Source organism: Undibacterium pigrum (assembly GCF_003201815.1).
Lineage (GTDB): Bacteria > Pseudomonadota > Gammaproteobacteria > Burkholderiales > Burkholderiaceae_D > Undibacterium > Undibacterium pigrum.
Genome location: NZ_QJKB01000006.1, coordinates 160870 through 181115 on the forward strand (window position 1 = coordinate 160870; position 20246 = coordinate 181115).

The following is a 20246-nucleotide window of genomic DNA, read 5'->3' on the forward strand; positions in this document are numbered from 1 at the left end:
AGGAGCAAATAATGAGTTTGAATATATTCTGGTTTATCCCTACCCATGGTGATAGCCGCTACTTGGGTACTACACAAGGCGCACGCCAGGTCAGCCATGACTACCTGAAGCAGATTGCGGTGGCGGCAGATACCCAGGGTTACGATGGTGTGCTCTTGCCCACGGGCCGGTCTTGCGAAGATGCCTGGGTAGTTGCCTCCAGCCTGATAGGTGCCACCACCAAGTTGAAATTTCTGGTGGCGATACGTCCGGGTTTGAGCAGCCCCGGCCTGGCAGTGCGCATGGCCGCTACCTTTGATCGTTTGTCCAAGGGACGTTTGCTGATCAATATCGTCACCGGTGGTGACCAGGGCGAGCTGGAAGCCGATGGCGTATTTGCCGACCATGAAAAACGCTATGAAATCACTGACGAATTCCTGCGCGTCTGGCGCGCTTCGCTGTCCGGCGAAGGTGGGGACGCTGGCTATGATTTCGAAGGCAAGCATATTACGGTCAAGGGTGCCAAAACCTTGTATCCTGCTTTACAAAAGCCTTATCCGCCCTTGTATTTTGGCGGTTCTTCTGAACCCGCGCATGAGCTGGCAGCAGAACAGGTGGATGTCTACCTGACCTGGGGCGAACCACCGGCAGCAGTCGCCGCCAAGATTGCTGATATGCGTGAACGCGCCGCCAAACACGGCAGAACTTTGCGCTTTGGCATACGCCTGCATGTCATCGTCCGTGAAACCAATGACGAAGCCTGGAAAGCCGCAGAAGACCTGATACGTTATGTCGATGATGATGTCATCGCCCGTGCTCAGGCTGCATTTTCCAAGATGGATTCAGTTGGCCAGCAACGCATGATAGCCCTGCATGGCGGCAAGCGCGACAAGCTGGAAGTGTCGCCCAATCTGTGGGCTGGCGTAGGCTTGGTGCGTGGAGGTGCGGGAACTGCTTTGGTGGGCGACCCTGAAACTGTGGCTGCACGCATCAAGGAATATCAGGCACTGGGCATAGACACCTTTATTTTCTCAGGCTATCCGCATCTGGAAGAGTCTTACCGTTTTTCAGAACTGGTATTCCCTCTGATAGGCAAGGAAGTGCCCGGCGTTTCCAGCAGTCTTACTGGCCCGTTTGGTGAAGTCATGGCCAATGGCATCGTCCCCAAGGTATCGCAAAGCTAGGGAGGCAATATGGGACCAATGATTACTGAAGTGAGCGAATTTGCTGCCACCTATGCGCCGGGCGGTTCTGCCCATGCAGCACAGTTTGCCGCAAAAAAGCCGGATGCCTTTCGCCAGGTCAGCGTGCGCTTGCTGAAGCGGGGTTTGCCGTGGTTAGTACCAGTAGCATTGATCCTGTCCTGGCAACTGGCAGCGCAGACTGGCTGGTTATCCAGCCGTATCTTGCCTGAACCTCTGGCAGTGGTAAAAGCATTCTGGACACTGGCAGTCTCTGGTGAAATATGGGTGCATGCCAAGACCAGTTTATGGCGTGCGATTTCCGGCTCTGCAGTAGGTGGCGGACTGGGTCTCTTGCTGGGTTTGCTGACAGGTAGTTTCCGCTTTGCAGAAACCTTGCTGGATACGACACTGCAAATGGTCAGGAATATTCCTGCCCTGGCCTTGATACCGTTGGTAATTTTGTGGTTTGGTATTGATGAGGCAGCCAAGCTGTTCCTGGTGTCGGTGGGCGTTTTCTTCCCGGTCTACCTGAACACCTTTCATGGCATACGTACCGTAGACAAGGGTTTGATAGAAATGGCGCAAAGCTATGGCCTGTCTGGCTGGGCTTTGTACCGCGATGTGATCTTGCCTGGTGCCCTGCCTTCGATACTGGTTGGTGTACGTTTTTCCCTTGGTCTGGTGTGGGTCTTGCTGATTGTGGCTGAAACCATATCTGCCCAGGCTGGCATAGGCTATATGACCATGAATGCACGTGAATTTTTACAGACCGATGTGGTGCTGGTTGGCATACTTTTATATGCCTTGCTGGGTAAGCTGGCCGATGTGTTGTCAAAGGCAGGAGAACAGTATTTCCTTCGCTGGCATCCGGGCTATCAGAGGAGGGGAGCATGATGCGTCAATTTCCGGAGTTTCCCATGAGTGCTGTTGCAGACATTGTGGCCTTGCGTGAAGAACTGGATGGTGGCTGGGAACAGACTGCTATCGGTGAGTGGGGGACTGCTGAATCCAGAGAAACAAAAGAATCTAAGACGGGTAGTCGTGGCACGGCCTTGAATTTGCGGGTCATACAAAAATCCTACCAGGGCCGCCAGGTGTTGAAGTCCTTGAACCTGCAGGTAGAGGCGGGCGAATTTGTAGCCGTCATCGGCCGCAGCGGCTGTGGCAAGAGTACTTTGCTGCGACTGATTGCCGGGCTGGAGCAGGCCGATAGTGGCAGCCTGGAATTTGGTGAAGAAAATTCCAGCAATTTCAACAAGAAGCCAGACACCAGGGTGATGTTTCAGGACTCGCGCCTGTTGCCCTGGAAAAGCGTCATCGCCAACGTCGCCCTGGGTCTGAAGGATGAAAAAGACCTTGCCCGTCAGGCACTGGAAAAAGTCGCGCTGGCAGAGCGCGCTGACGAGTGGCCATCGGTATTGTCCGGTGGCCAGCGTCAGCGTGTTGCGCTGGCAAGAGCACTGGTGCATGAACCCGCCTTGCTATTGCTTGATGAACCTCTGGGCGCACTTGATGCACTGACCCGCATAGAAATGCAAAACCTGATTGAAAGCCTGTGGCAACAGCGCGGCTTTACTGCCGTATTGGTGACCCATGATGTACAGGAAGCCATCGCCCTGGCAGACCGTGTGATCCTGATCGAAGATGGCCAGATCACACTCGATACCCGCATCGCTTTACCGCGCCCGCGTGCGCGTGGCAATCCACAATTTGCCGCGCTGGAAGAAAGTATCTTGCAGCGCGTTTTACAAAAACCGTCAGTAACACCTGACACTGAACTTGGCGATCTGTCCTTGCACAGAACTGTGCATCAGGTTGCCTGGGCTATCTAACTTTAAGGAATCATCATGAGTATCCAGGCTATTAATGTGCGTAATCAATTCCGCGGCAAGATCAAGGCCATCATCGAAGGCTCGGTTGTCTCCGAGGTGGATGTGGAAACACCGGCAGGTATAGTCACTTCTGTCATCACGACACGCTCCATCAAGGATTTGAACCTGGTCATCGGTTCAGAAGTCGTGGCACTCGTGAAAGCGACCGAGGTTTCTATAGCCAAGCTGTAGAGACTGAATTTTTATAGAGGCAGAAATGCATAATCCCGCATTGCAAAACTACCTGAGTCGTCTGCAAAGTACACTGGCCACTACCAATTTATGGCTGGATGAGCAAGGGCGTGCACGCGGACGCTATTTTAATTCCACTCTGACCAGCGCCTTCCAGGCCATACGCGCTGGTGATGATGGCCGTATTGTTGCTTATGAAGCATATGCACGTAGCTATGCCAGCGATGACCAGGGCCTGAATATCTGGAAGTTGCTGGAAAACGCCGCCAATGATGATGAGTCGGTAGAGCTGGACCGCTTGTGCCGGCTCTTGCATACCTTGAACTTTTACCGGCAGCCAGAAAGTGCCAACCTGGATTTATACCTCAGTGTGCACAGCCGCTTGCTGGCCGCAGTCGAGGGTAATCATGGCATGGCTTTCCGCCGCATACTTGATGTGCTGGAATTGCCGCATCCTGATGTTGTCCTGCAATTGCCCTTGATTACGCCCAGCCAGCGCTGGGTCTTGACCCATGTTGCCGAGAATTACAGGCGCAATGGTTTCCGCATAGGCTTGCATGCTGCCAGCCTGGAACAGGCAGCAGACTTGCTGGAACGCATACGTCCCGCGTCCATCAAAGTGGATATCAGCCTGGCCAATGATGAACAGGCACAGGTGCGCTTGCTGGAGCAGGCAGACCGTGGCCAGTGTCATATCATCTTCCGTCGTATAGAAAACCAGAAACGCTTGCAGGCATTGCGTCTGGCCAACCAGACTGCCAGCCCGTATTTGTTGCAGGGCTTTTTATTTGATTTGCCGAAGGCCGCTTTGTTGAGCCGGGATGAAGGACATCTGGTCTTCGATTATCAGGAAGAATTCAAGCTGGCCTGAGTCCCTTCCATCTGGCGGGCAAGCCAGAATAAAAACCTTATTCATCTGTTGATTTGATCATCTGGCCCCTTATGCGGATAGCGCATAAGGGGCCAGATGCATGTTTAACCCGGTGTTTGATAAAAAAATGAATAAATTAACCACTAATTCATTGATATCTTTATCATTTTTGCCTATATTTGCTTCAAATATGGCCACCCATATGCGAAAAACGTATTTAGGCATAAGAAAAAATTCGTTTTCTATATAACCAAATGCTGAGAAGATTGCTCATCGATAGTCATATCTGTAATAAAGGCTAAGCATGGCGCAGTTTCCAGGATCAAATAAAAAGGCAAGACGGGTCATACCCGGATTCCACTTGTCTTTGGGTTTTACCTTGTTTTATCTGGGCTTGATTGTCCTGATACCGCTTTCTGCCGTGTTCTTGAAAACCTTTACCATGACCTGGGAAGCTTTCTGGAACACCGTGACATCTGACCGTGTGATGGCTTCTTATCGCCTGACTTTCGGCGCTTCCCTGCTGGGTGCGCTGATCAATGTCTTCTTTGGTGGCATCGTTGCCTGGGTATTGGTGCGTTACAAGTTTCCTGGCAAACGCCTCATCGATGCGCTGGTGGATTTGCCATTTGCCCTGCCTACCGCTGTTGCAGGTATCACCCTGGCAACCCTGTATGCACCGAATGGCTGGATAGGCAAATTGTTGACACCGCTGGGTATCAAGGTTGCCTACACACCGCTCGGTATTTTGATTGCCCTGACTTTCATCGGCCTGCCTTTCGTGGTTCGTACAGTCCAGCCCGTATTGGAAGAAGCTGAAAAAGAACTGGAAGAAGCAGCCGTCAGCCTAGGTGCCAGCCATCTGCAAACTTTCTTGCGCGTAATCTTGCCCAGCATCTTGCCAGCCCTGTTGACTGGTTTTGCGCTGGCCTTTGCCCGTGCTACTGGCGAATATGGTTCAGTGATTTTTATCGCTGGCAACATGCCCATGATTTCTGAAATTACTCCACTGTTCATGATTACCAAACTCGAACAATATGATTATGCCGGGGCAACGGCGATAGCCGTAGTCATGCTCTTGCTGTCCTTCAGCCTGTTGCTGACGATTAATGCCCTGCAAGCCTGGACACGCAGCCGTCAAAATTCAGGGAGAGACTGATCATGACCAGCGCCACCATTCCTACGCCGGCTAATCCTGTCAAGGCACAGGTCACTGCCCGCAGACATGAACCTGTGATTACGCCAGCAGCAACGCTGGAACCACTGTGGGTACGTATTCTTTTATCAGCGATTGCACTGGCTTTCCTGACACTGTTTTTATTTGTACCACTGGCTGCTGTTTTTGCCGAGGCACTGAAAAAAGGCTGGGAAGTTTATCTGGCCGCGATTGTAGAACCAGACGCCTTGTCAGCCATCAAGCTGACCCTGATTGCAGCGGGCATATCCGTGCCTTTGAACCTGGTATTTGGTGTGGCTGCTGCCTGGACTATCGCCAAGTTTGAATTCCGCGGCAAGAATGTCTTGCTGACGCTGATCGATTTGCCGTTCTCGGTATCACCGGTTATTTCTGGCCTGATCTATGTCTTGCTGTTCGGCGCGCAGGGCTGGTTTGGTGAATGGTTGCGCGAACATGACATCAAGATTTTGTTTGCTGTGCCAGGCATCGTGCTGGCAACCATCTTCGTGACTTTTCCATTCGTCGCACGTGAATTGATACCGCTGATGCAGGCGCAGGGCAGTGAAGAAGAAGAGGCTGCACTGGTGCTTGGCGCATCTGGCTGGAAGACTTTCTGGTATGTGACTTTGCCAAATATTAAATGGGGTTTGCTGTATGGCGTGATCCTGTGTAATGCACGTGCCATGGGCGAATTTGGTGCGGTGTCTGTCGTGTCTGGCCATATCCGTGGCGAGACCAATACCATGCCGCTGCAAGTCGAGATTTTATATAACGAGTACAACTTCACTGCCGCCTTTGCTGTCGCTTCATTGCTGACCCTGCTGGCCTTGCTGACACTCGCTTTGAAAACATTAGTTGAATGGCGTACCAATGAAAACCGCCAAGTACCACAAGAATAAAGAGAGAAGGGGTTCACCGTGAGTATCGCTGTTAATCAATTACAAAAACGCTTTGGTAGTTTCACTGCCCTGGACAATGTCTCGCTGGATTTTCCAAATGGTGAACTGACCGCTTTATTGGGGCCATCAGGCTGTGGCAAGACTACCTTGCTGCGCATCATCGCCGGTCTGGAATATGCTGACAGTGGTCAGGTTTTGCTCGACGGACAAGATGCTTCGGCACAACATGTGCGTGAACGTCAGGTTGGCTTTGTGTTCCAGCACTATGCCTTGTTCAAGCATATGACGATCTTTGAAAACATTGCTTTTGGCTTGCGCGTCAAGCCACGCCATGTGCGTCCTTCAGAAAGCGAGATCAAGGAGAAAGTCACCAAGTTGCTGGAGCTGGTGCAACTGGACTGGCTGGCTGACCGTTATCCGCCACAATTGTCTGGCGGCCAGCGTCAGCGTATTGCGCTGGCACGTGCGTTGGCAGTGGAGCCGCGCGTACTGTTGCTGGATGAACCTTTCGGTGCCCTCGATGCCAAGGTGCGCAAGGAATTGCGCCGCTGGTTGCGTCGCCTGCATGATGAATTGCATGTCACCAGTATTTTCGTCACACATGATCAGGAAGAAGCGCTGGAAGTGGCTGACAAAATTGTTCTCATGAATCACGGCAAGGTGGAGCAGGTAGGTGCCCCGGCTGAGGTATACCATCATCCGGCCACGCCTTTTGTGTATGGCTTCCTCGGCAATGTGAATCTGTTCCGTGGCCGCATCCATGAAGGGATACTCGATGCCGGTGGTGTGCCTTTTGAAGCCCCTGGCCATGCTGAAACCCGTGATGCTTTTGGTACCGGTTATGTGCGCCCGCATGAACTTGAAATTGACCGCTATTCTCCCGGTGCTACAGGTCTCAATGTACAACTGCGCCGCGTCCATAGCATAGGCCCGCTGGCCCAGCTGGAACTGGAAAGAGATGACAACGGTGAACTGGTCGAAGCCATGATTTCTACAGAACGCTATGAACAACTGAAACTCAAAGTAGGTGAAGCCCTGGTTGTACGACCCAAGCGTCTCCATGTCTTCGTTGACACCCAATAATAAAGAATAAGGTAAGCCATGAATTTCCAACAATTACGCTCCATCCGCGAAGCTTCACGCCGCGGTTATAACCTGACTGAAGTGGCCAATGTATTGTTCACTTCCCAGCCCGGTGTCAGCCGCCAGATCCGTGAACTGGAAGAAGAACTGGGCGTCGATATTTTCGAACGTAATGGCAAACGCCTGACCGGCCTGACTGAGCCAGGCAAGGATATTTTGCCCATCATAGAAAGACTGTTGCTGGAAGCAGAAAACCTGCGTCAGGCTGGTGAGGATTATTCTGACCAGTCCAAGGGCACGCTGACGATAGCCACTACCCATACCCAGGCACGTTATGTCTTGCCCAAGGTAGTACAAGGTTTCCGTCAGGCTTTCCCTGACGTGCGCATCGCCCTGCAACAAAGTTCACCGGAACATATTGCAGAATGGGTATTGTCTGGCAAGGCTGATATCGGTATCGCTACCGAAGGCCTGTCTCAGTTCAAGGACCTGGCCTCTTTCGCCTGCTATGAATGGAATCACGTCGTCGTCGTTCCTGAAGGCCATCCTTTACTGGAAAAAGAAGAACTGACGCTGGAAGATTTGTCGAATTATCCACTAATTACCTATGACGTAGGCTTCACCGGTCGTGGTCATATTGATGATGCATTCCGCCTCGCTGGTTTGCGCACCGACATCGTGCTGACTGCCATGGATTCTGACGTTATCCAGCAATATGTGGCACTGGGTCTGGGCGTAGGCCTGGTAGCGTCGATGGCCATAGAAGTGCAGCGTGCACACGGCTTGAGGACTATTTCCGCAAGTCACTTGTTTGCATCTAATGTCACGCGTCTGGCGGTACGTCGCGGTGCTTACCTGCGTGCTTATACTTATGAATTCATACAACAGTTTGCGCCTAACCTGGACAGGGATGAAGTGCGACAAGCAGTCAGTGAAAACGAATTAGCGTAGACTCGCGCAAAACCGCTCTTGTTGCATTCCCGCCTAAATTTTAAGCAATTCAGCCGCTGTCGTGAAGGCGTCACATCTCTCTGGTAAAATTAGGCAAATCATTCTAATTTTTGCATTTTTTATCAGAGGTTGACCATGCTTTACCCTGAATTGTTTAAGTCTTTAGAGCAAGTGCGCTGGAATATGGAGTCAGATATCCCCTGGGATAAATATGATGCCAGCAAATTGACACCAGAGCAGGCGCAAACCATCAAGATGAATGCCATCACCGAATGGTCTGCCCTGCCTGCGACAGAAATGTTCTTGCGCGATAACCGTGGTGACAGTGATTTTTGTGCTTTCATGTCCATCTGGTTTTTTGAAGAACAAAAACATTCCCTGGTCTTGATGGAATACCTGCGCCGCTTCCACCCTGAGCTGGTGCCTACGGAAAAAGAACTCGACAATGTACGCTTCGAGTTTGACCCCGCACCACCGCTGGAAACCCTGATGCTGCACTTCTGCGGCGAAATCCGCCTGAACCACTGGTATCGCTGTGCCTCTGACTGGCATACCGAGCCTGTTATTAAGCACATCTACAAAATCATCAGCCAGGATGAGGCACGCCATGGCGGTGCTTATCTGCGCTATATGAAAAAATCCCTGGCAGAGGTGGGTGATGTGGCACGCGCGGCGTTTTCCAAGATTGGTGTCCTGATGGCATCGGCCAGACGCACGGAAAAACCTTTGCACCCGACCAACTTGCATGTCAATCAGGCATTGTTCCCGAACGACACCATACAGTCGCGCCTGCCTGACCCGGACTGGCTGGAACGCTGGCTCGATGGCCAGATCAAGTTTGATGGTGTATGGGAAAAGAAAGTCGTCGACCGCATCCTTCACAATATGTCGCTGCTGTTCGAGCGTACTTTTGAGACAGTGCAAGACCTGAACCGTTATCGCAAGGAAGTCGCACAAAGACTGGTTATTTTGCCCGGCAGCATGCCTAGCGCAGCATAAACCTGGCTTGAGCCTGTACAATCGCCGCTAATCATTAGCGGCGTTTTTGTTTATAAATTCAAGACCTCTCAACACAGAGGCACCGAAACACAGAGAGAAGCATAGAGAAAAGCAAAATTGTAATTTTCGTAGGTTGGGCCGGGCCTCGCTAGGCTACGGTTTACCAGCCCAACACTGCGCTTTTGATAAACGAGTACGTTATTTACACGCCAAGTGTTGGGCTGATAATTCGTAGCCCAACCTACGAGTTGCAAGCATTCGCGTTTATTTCCTCTCGCATTTCTCTGTGCTTCCTCTGTGTCTCGGTGCCTCTGTGGTGAGAGGTTTTCGTAAAATACCCACAAAGTTTCCTATGTCAGAATTCGAAAAAAAATTGACCACCCGCGAAGAATTGGCCGAGCGTGTGCGTTCCTTGCCCAAGCCCGTGGTCATGACCAATGGCGTATTCGACATCTTGCACCGCGGTCATGTCAGCTATCTTGCCGACGCCCGTGAATTTGGTGCTTCGCTGGTGGTGGCGGTGAATACTGATGCCTCGGTCAAGCGCCTGGGTAAGGGCGATGACAGGCCGGTCAATTCCTGTGAAGACCGCATGGCAGTACTGGCGGCGCTGGAGTCTGTCAGCCTGGTGGTGGAGTTTGATGAAGACACCGCCTTGCAAGCGGTACTGGCAGCGCATCCCGATGTGTATGTCAAAGGCGGCGACTATGATATGACGGCCATACCAGAAGGCCAGGCAGTACTGGCTTATGGTGGCACGGTGGCGGCGATCGATTTTGAGCATGACCGCTCGACCAGCAAATTGCTGGCCAAAGTACGCTCAGGCGCTTAAGTTTTTTGTCGCTGCAGTAACATCTCAAACTCTTCCGGTGGCAAGGGTTTCGAGAATAAATAACCTTGTGCAAAATCGCAGCCTGCCTGCTTCAGCAAGTCATGTTGCTGTTGCGTCTCTACCCCTTCGGCAATGACTTTCAGGTCCAGCTTGTGCGCCATCATGATGATGGCTTCAGGCAAGACAATATCACTGGCATCCGTTGCCAGGTTACGGACGAAGGACTGGTCTATCTTGAGGTAGTCGATATCAAATTTCTTCAGGTAAGAAAGTGAGGAGTAACCGGTACCAAAATCATCCAGCGCCACCTGTATCCCGGCATCGCGGAACTGCAAGAGTTTGCTGGTGATTTTCTGGCTGGCATCCAGCAATAATCCTTCGGTAATTTCTACGCTGATGGCCTGGCCAGGCAGGTTTTGTAGCGCCAGCTCATGTATCCAGTTGATATAACGTTCCTGGTCACCCTGGAATTCCACGGGAGACTGATTGATACTGATCTGGAAGTCTGGGCGATACAGCTCGCGCCATTTCCTGACCCAGCATAATGCCTCACGGAATACCAGGTCGCCGATGGCGATGATCAGGCCGCTGGTTTCTGCAATGGGTATGAACTCCATGGGGCTGATGAATCCCCGTTGGGGATGCAGCCAGCGTACCAGAGCTTCAGCTTTTTGTATTTTCCCGCTATGGATATCGACGATGGGCTGGAAATAGACGCGCAGGCTATTTTCAGCAATCGCAGTGCGCAGATCATTCGTCATGCGCAGACGTGCCAATGCAGCAGTCTGCAGGCCGGGTGTGAAATAACTGAAGCGATTCCGGCCCTGGGCCTTGGCCGCATACATGGCCTGGTCGGCATGCTTGATGAGGTCATCCAGATTGTCGGCATCGCGCGGGTAGGCGGTGATACCCACGCTGGCAGATAAATAGATTTCTTCGCCCGCCAGCTGGAAGGGGGTGGACATGCTGCGTATGATGTTTTGCGCGATGGTCTCAGCCCGGTTTTCCTCATGCATCTCTGGCAGCGAGACGGTAAATTCATCGCCACCCAGACGCGCCACAGTATCGCTTTCCCTCACGCAGTTACGTAGCCGGTGCGCGGCTTCTACCAGCAAGGCATCACCAGTGGAGTGGCCCAGAGTATCGTTCACTTCCTTGAAAAAATCCAGGTCTATGAACAACACGGCCAGTGCCAGTTTATTGCGCTTGCTGAGCTTGATATCATGATCCAGTCTGTCGTAAAACATGCGGCGGTTAGGCAAGCCGGTCAGTGTATCGATATTCGCCTGTTGCCAGATCAGTGCTTCGGTTTTTTTCTTTTCAGTGATATCAAGCACGGTACCGAGCATGCGTTGTGCCCGCCCATCCCTGTCCCATTCCACCACTGCACCGACAGACAGTATCCACGCCCACTCTCCACTGGCTTTCTTTTGCCTGAATTCGACCCGGTACTCATCGCTTTTACCTTCAAGATGCTCCCTGAAAGCACGCGCTGCTGCGGGAATATCCTCGGTATGCACCCTGGCTATCCAGTTTTTTTTGTTCTCTTGAAAGCCTTCATGTGCAAAACCCAGCATGTGCGCGTATTCCGGGTTGACGATGGCATCGCCAGTCAGCACGTTCAAATCATATAAGCCCTGATGGGTAGCAGACAGTGCCATGCGCAGGCGCTCTTCGCTTTCACGCAGTGCAACTTCCGCCTGCTTTCGCTCTGAAATATCGGTGTGGGTGCCAACTACGCGGGTTGGTTTGCCTTCTTCATCACGTTGTATGACGGTGCCGCGCGTCAATATCCATTTCCAGCTGCCGTCCTTGCATTGCACCCGGTGTTCATTAATATAGATGGGTGTCTTGCCATCAAAGTGGGCTTGCCTGTCCAGATGCATCTGTTTCAGATCGTCAGGGTGGGTGCGTCTGTCGAGCTCTTCAGATAAGTCGGCTATATCCTCTTTTTTATAGCCATATATTTCGCGCAGTCGATCGGACAATATTTCTATACCAGTTTGTGGATACCAGTCCCACACGCCATCACCAGAGCCTTCCAGTGCCAGTTGCCAGCGTTCTTCATGCAGGTGGAATTGCTCTTCACTTTTCTTGCGCTGGCTGATATCAATAATCATGGCATAGCAACCCTTGACCTTGCCGTCATGATCAATAGCTGGGGAAATTTGGGCAGAAATACAGCGGCTGCCCCCATGTTGATAGGGCACTGTAGTTTCGTAGGCGATAGTCTCTCCAGACAGTGCACGCTTTACCTGAGGTTGTACATGCAGGAAAGCTTCGTCGCCTATGACTTCGGCCATGTGTTTATTAATGACCGCAGAGCGGGGAAGGCCAAACCAGTCTATGTATACCTGGTTAATAAATTGGTAGCGGTAATTTGTATCGACATAAGAAATGCAGACAGGAAGGGCATCAATCAGATGCCGCAGTTGTTGCAGGTCATTTTCAAATTGCTCAATTGCCGGATTTTTCACGGTCTTGGCCTTGGTATTCGCTCTCCTTTAATCATGCTAAAGGATTTTCCAGTAAATGCAGTAAATTTCCAGATGCCGTGTGGTAATTTAGGTAATTGATATGTGACACTAGAACTCATTTCATAAATAGGATGAGATGCGTTTGCCTCATAACGTGGGCTGGCAAGGGTAAAGCTGGGGTTTCGTGCAACATGTTGCACGCCTGCGTACGATGTGCGCTTACCAGCGCACATGCGCCCTGCAAGGGGACGAGGCAGTCAATAGCTTCGCCTATTGACAACGAGTCCAACGCTGTCCAGCACGCGTTATGAGGCAAACCCTTCGGGAACTGACGATTTGGGCGCATTGCAGTGCGAAGTTTGTTACCTTGCGCTTGCAAAGGCGGACGCCTTAGCTGCGCACGGTAAACACATGAGGCCTTGCACTGCATCCCAAATCGTCTTGTTCGCACTCATCCTATTTATGAAATGAGTTCTAGAATACTGTTCGCCAAAGCTTAGCTGCCGCCTACAAAACCATTCTGGCGCCAGGCCTCATACACCACGACTGCCACTGTGTTTGACAGGTTCAGGCTGCGGTTGTCTGGCCGCATCGGCAGGCGTATGCGCTGGCTGGTGGGGAAGGACTCTCGTAATTCCGGGGCCAGGCCGCGGGTTTCTGCACCAAAGATGAAATAATCACCCGGCTGGAAGGCCAGATTTGCAAACGGCGTGGAACCATGCGTGGTCATGGCAAACATGCGGCTGGTATCTGGCTGTTCGCTGGCACAGAATTCTGCCCAGTTCTTATGCACTTTCATGCTGGCATAATCATGATAATCCAGACCTGCCCGTTTCATCTTCGAATCATCCAGGGGAAAGCCCAGCGGCTCTATCAGATGCAGTTGCACGCCGGTGTTGGCACACAGCCGGATAATATTGCCAGTATTTGGCGGTATTTCTGGTTCGACCAGGACGACATGAAACAAAATGATTCCTTAGTGGCGTAGTGATGCAGTGGATTCAATGCATATTTAATGCACATTCAGTGTATATGGGGCAGGGTACGGGCAAATACATAGGCTGTCACTTTGGCCGCACCATGGCGCTTCAGCATTGTAGCTATTTCATGCATGGTTATGCCAGTAGTCATGACATCGTCAACAATACCCAGGTGTAAACCCCTGACGCTTTCCATTTCCTTGTCAGCAAGACAGAATGCATGTTTGACATTGTTGGCCCTGGCGGTGATAGGCAAGCCGCTTTGCATGGCGGTTTCTCTGCTACGTTGCAGGAGGTGAGCATTGCCCGGCACGCCCAGATGCCTTGACAAGGGGCGGGTAATTTCCCAGGCCTGATTAAATCCACGATCTGCCAGTCGGCCTGAACCCAGGGGGACGGCGCAGAGCAAATCCGGCAGTTCGCTGCCTTCTTGTTCAGATAATTGCAGGATACTATCTCTCAGCCTGCTGGCAAACCAGGGTGCCAGTGCCAGTTGATGACCGAATTTGAGAGCAAGCACCAGCTGGTCTTGCGGCGCGGCGTAATCACACACCGTGACAGTCCTGTCAAAAGCAGGTGGATTACTGAGGCAGTCACCACAGCGCGGGCTGGCGCTGGCGGGCGGCAGGGGCAGGGCGCACTGTTGGCATCGGGCCTGTCCGGTCTGGAAATAAGCATGCTGACAGGCGCCGCATACCACCTCCTTGCTGTCCAGGCGGCACAGTGCGCAGGAATTTGGTATCAATGCAGCAACAGCATTTTTCCAGGCCAGTTTGAGTTTGTCTGTCAACATAGATGCAAGCGTGTAAACTGTCAGCTTAACTTAAAAATGCATTTCCTTGCAATTTTGCTTATGCTGAGTGCTCCCATCAATCTGCAACTGGTACGCCGCCTGTTTGCCGATGCCGAAAAAATCCGTGCTTCCGACTTTTTGCGTCGCGAAATAGCCACGCGCATGCGTGAAAAGCTGGAACTGGTCAAAATCCAGCCTGCCGGCTTTCTGGACGCGGGTTGCGGCGAATCTGACGATATTGCCGAATTGCAAAAAATCTATCCCGCAGCCCAGGCTTATGGTGCAGATGCTTCTTTGACAATGCTGGCGGCAGGCAGGGACAAGCAACTGGCTGCCAAGAGCGCCATGGGACGTTTGTTGGCAAAATGGACACCCGCAGCCTTGCGCCAGGATGGTGGTCAGCATTTGTTTTGTGCCGACTTTGCCCGTCTGCCCATGGCCAATGCCAGTGTAGATTTAATCTGGTCTAACCTCGCCCTGCACTGGCATCCCCAGCCTGATCTGGTATTTGCAGAATGGCGACGGGTTTTGCGTACTGAAGGCTTGCTGATGTTTTCCTGCTTTGGTCCGGATACCATGATGGAATTGCGCCAGGCTTTTGCTACAGTGGATGATTTGCCACACGTGCTGCCCTTTGTAGATATGCACGACTTTGGCGATATGCTGGTCAATGCCGGGTTTTCCACCCCTGTCATGGATATGGAGAAAATTACCCTGACCTATGGCGATGCTGGCAAGCTACTGGAAGATGTGCGTGCCCTTGGAGGCAACCCCCTGATGACCCGGCGTCAAGGTCTGCTGGGTCGCAAAGCGCATGCGCAATTGCTGGCAGCCTTAAACAAGGGCAAAAATGCAGAAGGACGCCTGACTTTGACACTGGAAGTGGTTTACGGTCACGCCTTCCGCCCGGTTAACCGTAAAACCACAGCAGGTGAATCCATAGTCCGCTTCGATTTACCGAAAAAATCACCTTAATATAGATCAAAGAAGGCTAGAAAACTGCAAAATCGCTGCATAAATCTTTGTGACATTTGCGCCAGATCAGGGCTTGCAAAATTGTATTCTGCTTGATATCACACTGCTTTACGCCTTATACTCTCGCAGTTGTGGAAGTTGCCGGTACGCATTTGAAAATTTTTGAATCTGTGTCCCTGGCGCTCTGTTAAAAGAATTCTAATCGGGTTTTGGGGAAAGTCATGAAACATGCTAAGCGATTAAAGTCGTTCATGCTGGGTGCCTCACTCTTGGCTGCTAGTTTGCCAACGTGGGCAGTGGTCAATGGACCAGCGGTAGATATGAAGGGCGGTCCAGCGATAAAGCAGTTGAATCTGCAACCACCTGTTACACAAATTGCAGAGCAAATATATTCCATTCATAACCTGATGCTGGTTATCTGTATGGTCATTTTTGTGGCAGTTTTCGGGGTGATGTTTTACTCCATCCTGAAACACCGCAAATCTCTCGGCCATAAACCTGCTACCTTCCATGAAAGTACCGCAGTAGAAATCGCCTGGACCATCGTCCCTTTCATCATCGTTATCGTCATGGCTTTGCCAGCAACAAAAACTGTTGTGGCAATGAAAGACACCTCCAATGCCGACATCACCATTAAAGCCACAGGCATGCAATGGAAATGGGGCTATGACTACCTCAAGGGTGAGGGCGAAGGCATTTCCTTCCTGTCCACACTGTCCACACCACGCACACAAGTTGGTGCGCCTGGCGTAGAACCAACTGAAAAACGCGGCGACAACTACCTGATTGAAGTTGACAATGAAGTCGTGGTTCCGGTTAACAAGAAAATACGCGTGATTACCACAGCCAATGACGTTATCCATGGCTGGACTATCCCTGCTTTCGGCGTGAAACAGGATGCGATTCCTGGTTTTGTCCGTGATACCTGGTTCAAGGCTGAGAAAATCGGTACTTACCGTGGTCAGTGCGTAGAGCTGTGCGGTAAAGAACATGCCTTCATGCCTATCGTCGTTACTGTTGTTTCTGACGAAGACTATAAAAAGTGGGTAGATGGCAAGAAGAAAGAAATGGCTGCCAAGGCAGATGACCCAAGCAAAGTCTGGACTGTGGACGAGCTGAAGCAACGCGGCGAAAAAGTCTATGCAGCGAACTGCGTAGCCTGCCATCAGGCAACTGGTAAAGGCGTGCCAGGTGCATTCCCTGCACTGGATGGTTCTCCTATGGTGACTGGTCCGAAAGCTGCCCAAATCAATATCGTCTTGAATGGTAAAGCACCAGGCATGCCGCCATGGAAAGGTAATTTGTCAGATACAGAAATTGCTGCTGTGATCACTTACACACGCAATAGCTGGTCTAACAAGGCTGCTGAAAACATCGTCCAACCGGCTGAAGTTCTGGCTGCGCGTAAGTAATAAACAGGAAGAACAGGAGAAAAGATGAGCACTACCTCAGCTGATCACGCTCACGATCACTCTCACGACCACGCGCATGACCATCCTCATGGCTTGCAGCGCTGGTTATTTGCCACCAACCATAAAGATATCGGTAGTCTGTATCTGTGGTTCGCTTTCACGATGTTGCTGGCCGGTGGTGTCATGGCGCTGGGCATCCGTAGCGAATTGTTCCAGCCTGGCTTGCAACTCATGCAACCGGAATTCTTTAACCAGTTGACCACCATGCATGGTCTGGTCATGGTTTTTGGCGCGATCATGCCGGCTTTCGTTGGCTTCGCCAACTGGATGATCCCTCTGCAAATCGGCGCGTCCGATATGGCATTTGCCCGCATGAACAACTTCTCGTTCTGGCTCATGCCTCCGGCAGCCTTGTTGCTGATGGGTTCCTTCTGGGTACCTGGCGGCGCAACTGCAGCTGGCTGGACTCTGTATGCACCATTGTCCACGCAAATGGGTCCTGGCATGGACATGGCGATTTTCGCAGTCCACATCATGGGTGCGTCTTCCATCATGGGTTCCATCAACATCATCACTACCATCCTGAACATGCGCGCTCCTGGCATGACACTGATGAAGATGCCGATGTTCTGCTGGACCTGGTTGATCACTGCCTACCTGCTGATCGCTGTTATGCCAGTTCTGGCTGGTGCGATCACCATGACTTTGACTGACCGTCATTTTGGTACGTCCTTCTTTAATGCTGCAGGCGGCGGTGATCCTGTCATGTATCAACACATTTTCTGGTTCTTCGGACATCCAGAGGTGTACATCATGATTTTGCCAGCCTTCGGTATTGTGTCCCAGATCGTCCCTGCGTTTTCCCGCAAGCCTTTGTTTGGTTATGCATCGATGGTGTATGCAACAGCATCCATCGCGATCCTGTCCTTCATCGTCTGGGCGCATCACATGTTCACAACCGGTATGCCAGTGACGGCACAGTTGTTCTTCATGTATGCCACCATGCTGATCTCGGTACCTACCGGCGTGAAAGTGTTTAACTGGGTAGCGACAATGTGGAAAGGCTCGATGACTTTCGAGACGCCTATGTTGTTTGCTGTCGGCTTTATCTTCGTGTTTACCATGGGTGGCTTTACTGGCCTGATTCTGGCGGTAACACCAATCGATATCCAGTTGCAGGATACTTACTACGTGGTTGCCCACTTCCACTATGTTCTGGTGGCGGGTTCCCTGTTTGCCCTGTTCGCCGGTTACTACTACTGGGGTCCAAAATGGACAGGTTTCATGTACAACGAAACACGCGGCAAAATCCACTTCTGGGGTTCGCTGATTTTGTTCAACATCACCTTCTTCCCTATGCACTTCCTGGGCCTGGCCGGTATGCCACGTCGTTATGCTGACTACCCTGCACAGTTCACTGATTTCAATCAGATTGCTACTATCGGTGCGTTTGGTTTTGGCTTGATGCAGGTGTACTTCATACTGGCAGTGGTTATCCCGTCCATCAAAGGCGGCATACCTGCGGCAGCAAAACCATGGGATGGTGCTGAAGGTCTGGAATGGACAGTGCCTAGCCCTGCGCCTTTCCATACTTTTGAAGAACCGCCAGAATTCAAATAATAGTATCAAGGCTTAGGCTTGCCCCGGTTATGCCGGGGCAAGACAAAAAATGAGTAAGCAAAACAAACCGAATAACTTCAAAACAGCCATCATTTTGTTTTCTGTTGCACTGGTGTTTTTTGCCGGCGTATTCATCAAGCAAACCTGGTTACGCTGATAAGGTGTAAAAAATGTCGCAAGAAGAGCAGGGTGCAGGCAGCAGGCGCAAACTGAACGCGAACATGTTGGGCAAGTTGCTGGTAATTGCGGGGCTGATGTTTGGATTTGGGTATGCTTTGGTACCTATCTACAAACAGATTTGTGAATTGACAGGTGTGAATATTCTGACACCCAAGGATATCTCGGTCAAAGAAATATCCAATTCCCAGATCGACAGAACTCGCGAAGTGACGGTTGAGTTTGATGCAAATACGCAGGGCCCATGGCGTTTTCGTCCTACTGTGGCAAGCATGAAAGTGCATCCCGGTGAGATGACGCAAATCGTTTATGAAGTAGTCAACAAGCAGTCTTACAAGATGGATGCGCAAGCGATACCTAGCTACGCACCGCAACAGGCTGCCAATTACTTCAAGAAGATGGAATGTTTTTGCTTCAAGCAGCAGACGCTGGAACCAAATGAAGCAAGGCAAATGCCCGTGGTGTTTTATCTGGACCCGGCCTTGCCAAAGGATGTGAAGACAATTACCTTGTCTTATACGTTTTTTGAAGTGGGCATGAAGCCACAGGCAGGCGCTGCCCAGGCTGGAAACGGACAGGGCAAGCTATGACGGATTTAAAAGAAGCAAGCAAGCGTAAGGCGTCGTTTTTGGCAACAATGAAAGCCGTATTCTGGTCATTTCTGGGGATACGCAAGAAAAATGATTACGAGCAGGATGCAGCACAGTTGAATCCTGTTCATGTGATTATTGCTGGCATCATAGGTGCACTGATCTTTATTTCAGTGCTGATCATGATAGTCAAACATGTAGTCGCAAAATAATAATTCAAGTAGTACATTAATTGCATCGGGAGATGGAAATGAGTTCTCAACACGCTAATGCGCCATACTATTTTGTGCCTGGCCCATCCAAATGGCCGGTCTTTGGTGGCTCTACCTTATTGCTGACCATGATAGGCGCTTCTGCCTGGGTAAATGGTCTGGCATGGGGTTCTTACCTGAATTTCGCAGGTATCATCCTGACCCTGGTGGTTTTGTACAACTGGTTCGGTGATGCAATTGCTGAATCCGAAGGTGGTAAATACAGCGCACGTATCGACGTTTCCTTCCGCTGGAGCATGAGCTGGTTCATTTTCTCTGAAGTGATGTTCTTTGCTGCTTTCTTTGGCGCATTGTTCTATGCACGCACTATCTCCATGCCTTGGCTGGCTGATCTGGATCACAAAGTCTTGTGGCCTGATTTTGCTGCCAACTGGGGTAATGTAGGCCCGGCTGGTACGATTGAAGCCTTCAAAACCATGGGCCCTTTCCCTATCCCGACCATCAATACTGCCTTGCTGCTGACATCTGGCGTAACGCTGACGATTTCTCACCACGCTTTGCGTGAAGGTCATCGTGCCAAGACAGCATTCTGGTTGTTTGCCACAGTCTTGCTGGGCGCGGTGTTCATGGGCTTCCAGGTCTATGAGTACATGCATGCTTATAGTGAACTGAACCTGAAACTGACTTCCGGTATCTATGGTTCCACCTTCTTCATGCTGACCGGTTTCCATGGTTTCCATGTGACCATGGGTGCGATCATGCTGTCGGTTGTTTTGTATCGTGTCATGAAAGGCCACTTCACTCCTGAGCATCACTTCGCATTTGAAGGCGCTGCCTGGTACTGGCACTTTGTTGACGTGGTATGGCTGGGTCTCTACGTTGTTGTCTACTGGCTGTAAAGTAGCTTAAGTAGCATGAAAAAAGCCGCACAGTTAGTGCGGCTTTTTTACATATATGAAAGTGTGTGCTGGT

At 51.1% G+C, this 20246-nt stretch carries 21 protein-coding genes; 18 read left to right on the forward strand and 3 right to left on the reverse strand.

From position 1 onward, the window contains the following. Positions 1–17: 17 nt before the first annotated feature. The 11 genes from ssuD (at position 18) to rfaE2 (ending at position 10038) form a co-directional block, all read left to right on the forward strand. The gene (gene ssuD / locus DFR42_RS18050) at positions 18–1163 is read left to right on the forward strand and encodes an FMNH2-dependent alkanesulfonate monooxygenase (RefSeq protein WP_211324352.1); all 1146 of its coding nucleotides are present in this window, start codon (positions 18–20) and stop codon (positions 1161–1163) included. Between the two features lie 9 nt (positions 1164–1172). Continuing rightward, positions 1173–2057 (forward strand): aliphatic sulfonate ABC transporter permease SsuC, encoded by an 885-nt coding sequence (ssuC, locus tag DFR42_RS18055; RefSeq protein ID WP_245937007.1) that lies wholly within the window; start codon positions 1173–1175, stop codon positions 2055–2057. Continuing rightward, complete coding sequence (locus DFR42_RS18060) at positions 2054–2995, forward strand: ATP-binding cassette domain-containing protein (RefSeq protein WP_110256420.1); 942 nt, start codon at positions 2054–2056, stop codon at positions 2993–2995. The genes ssuC and DFR42_RS18060 overlap by 4 nt, the downstream gene beginning before the upstream one ends. Before the next feature lie 15 nt (positions 2996–3010). Next, entirely contained in the window at positions 3011–3226 is a 216-nt protein-coding gene (locus tag DFR42_RS18065) for a TOBE domain-containing protein (RefSeq protein ID WP_110256421.1), read from the forward strand. Positions 3227–3251: 25 nt separating this feature from the next. Next, complete coding sequence (locus DFR42_RS18070; protein ID WP_110256422.1) at positions 3252–4097, forward strand: EAL domain-containing protein; 846 nt, start codon at positions 3252–3254, stop codon at positions 4095–4097. Between the two features lie 304 nt (positions 4098–4401). Further along, positions 4402–5256, forward strand: a complete 855-nt coding sequence (cysT, locus tag DFR42_RS18075; protein ID WP_110256423.1) for a sulfate ABC transporter permease subunit CysT — start codon at positions 4402–4404, stop codon at positions 5254–5256. A gap of 2 nt (positions 5257–5258) precedes the next feature. Next, a complete protein-coding gene (gene cysW / locus DFR42_RS18080; RefSeq protein WP_110256424.1) occupies positions 5259–6173 on the forward strand; it encodes a sulfate ABC transporter permease subunit CysW in 915 nt (304 codons plus the stop codon). Positions 6174–6191: 18 nt separating this feature from the next. Next, positions 6192–7256 (forward strand): sulfate/molybdate ABC transporter ATP-binding protein, encoded by a 1065-nt coding sequence (locus DFR42_RS18085; protein WP_110256425.1) that lies wholly within the window; start codon positions 6192–6194, stop codon positions 7254–7256. An 18-nt stretch (positions 7257–7274) separates the two neighbouring features. Further along, positions 7275–8207 (forward strand): CysB family HTH-type transcriptional regulator, encoded by a 933-nt coding sequence (locus DFR42_RS18090; RefSeq protein ID WP_110256426.1) that lies wholly within the window; start codon positions 7275–7277, stop codon positions 8205–8207. A 135-nt stretch (positions 8208–8342) separates the two neighbouring features. Continuing rightward, positions 8343–9206: a ferritin-like domain-containing protein gene (locus tag DFR42_RS18095; protein ID WP_110256427.1), complete on the forward strand. Its 864-nt coding sequence runs from the start codon at positions 8343–8345 to the stop codon at positions 9204–9206. Between the two features lie 352 nt (positions 9207–9558). Continuing rightward, entirely contained in the window at positions 9559–10038 is a 480-nt protein-coding gene (rfaE2, locus tag DFR42_RS18100) for a D-glycero-beta-D-manno-heptose 1-phosphate adenylyltransferase (protein WP_110256428.1), read from the forward strand. On the opposite strand, the gene DFR42_RS18105 is transcribed toward rfaE2, so the two are convergent. The 3 genes from DFR42_RS18105 to DFR42_RS18115 all read right to left on the reverse strand — a co-directional run bounded on the left by DFR42_RS18105 (position 10035) and on the right by DFR42_RS18115 (position 14288). After that, on the reverse strand, positions 10035–12515 hold the full coding sequence (locus tag DFR42_RS18105) for a sensor domain-containing protein (RefSeq protein WP_110256429.1): 2481 nt from the start codon (positions 12513–12515) through the stop codon (positions 10035–10037). The genes rfaE2 and DFR42_RS18105 overlap by 4 nt on opposite strands. A gap of 496 nt (positions 12516–13011) precedes the next feature. After that, positions 13012–13482, reverse strand: a complete 471-nt coding sequence (trmL, locus tag DFR42_RS18110) for a tRNA (uridine(34)/cytosine(34)/5-carboxymethylaminomethyluridine(34)-2'-O)-methyltransferase TrmL (protein ID WP_110256430.1) — start codon at positions 13480–13482, stop codon at positions 13012–13014. A gap of 56 nt (positions 13483–13538) precedes the next feature. Then, complete coding sequence (locus tag DFR42_RS18115) at positions 13539–14288, reverse strand: phosphoribosyltransferase family protein (protein ID WP_110256431.1); 750 nt, start codon at positions 14286–14288, stop codon at positions 13539–13541. A 60-nt stretch (positions 14289–14348) separates the two neighbouring features. On the opposite strand from DFR42_RS18115, the gene DFR42_RS18120 reads away from it, so the two are divergent. The 7 genes from DFR42_RS18120 (at position 14349) to DFR42_RS18145 (ending at position 20173) form a co-directional block, all read left to right on the forward strand. Beyond that, the gene (locus DFR42_RS18120; RefSeq protein ID WP_245937008.1) at positions 14349–15263 is read left to right on the forward strand and encodes a methyltransferase domain-containing protein; all 915 of its coding nucleotides are present in this window, start codon (positions 14349–14351) and stop codon (positions 15261–15263) included. A gap of 221 nt (positions 15264–15484) precedes the next feature. Continuing rightward, on the forward strand, positions 15485–16675 hold the full coding sequence (coxB, locus tag DFR42_RS18125) for a cytochrome c oxidase subunit II (RefSeq protein ID WP_110256433.1): 1191 nt from the start codon (positions 15485–15487) through the stop codon (positions 16673–16675). 24 nt (positions 16676–16699) lie between these two features. Further along, complete coding sequence (gene ctaD, locus DFR42_RS18130; RefSeq protein ID WP_110256434.1) at positions 16700–18295, forward strand: cytochrome c oxidase subunit I; 1596 nt, start codon at positions 16700–16702, stop codon at positions 18293–18295. 49 nt (positions 18296–18344) lie between these two features. Next, positions 18345–18452, forward strand: a complete 108-nt coding sequence (locus DFR42_RS29540) for a cytochrome oxidase small assembly protein (RefSeq protein WP_211324343.1) — start codon at positions 18345–18347, stop codon at positions 18450–18452. Between the two features lie 13 nt (positions 18453–18465). Then, complete coding sequence (locus tag DFR42_RS18135) at positions 18466–19062, forward strand: cytochrome c oxidase assembly protein (RefSeq protein ID WP_110256435.1); 597 nt, start codon at positions 18466–18468, stop codon at positions 19060–19062. After that, on the forward strand, positions 19059–19274 hold the full coding sequence (locus DFR42_RS18140; protein WP_110256436.1) for a DUF2970 domain-containing protein: 216 nt from the start codon (positions 19059–19061) through the stop codon (positions 19272–19274). The genes DFR42_RS18135 and DFR42_RS18140 overlap by 4 nt, the downstream gene beginning before the upstream one ends. 38 nt (positions 19275–19312) lie before the next feature. Continuing rightward, a complete protein-coding gene (locus DFR42_RS18145) occupies positions 19313–20173 on the forward strand; it encodes a cytochrome c oxidase subunit 3 (RefSeq protein ID WP_110256437.1) in 861 nt (286 codons plus the stop codon). The last annotated feature ends 73 nt before the right edge of the window (positions 20174–20246 follow it).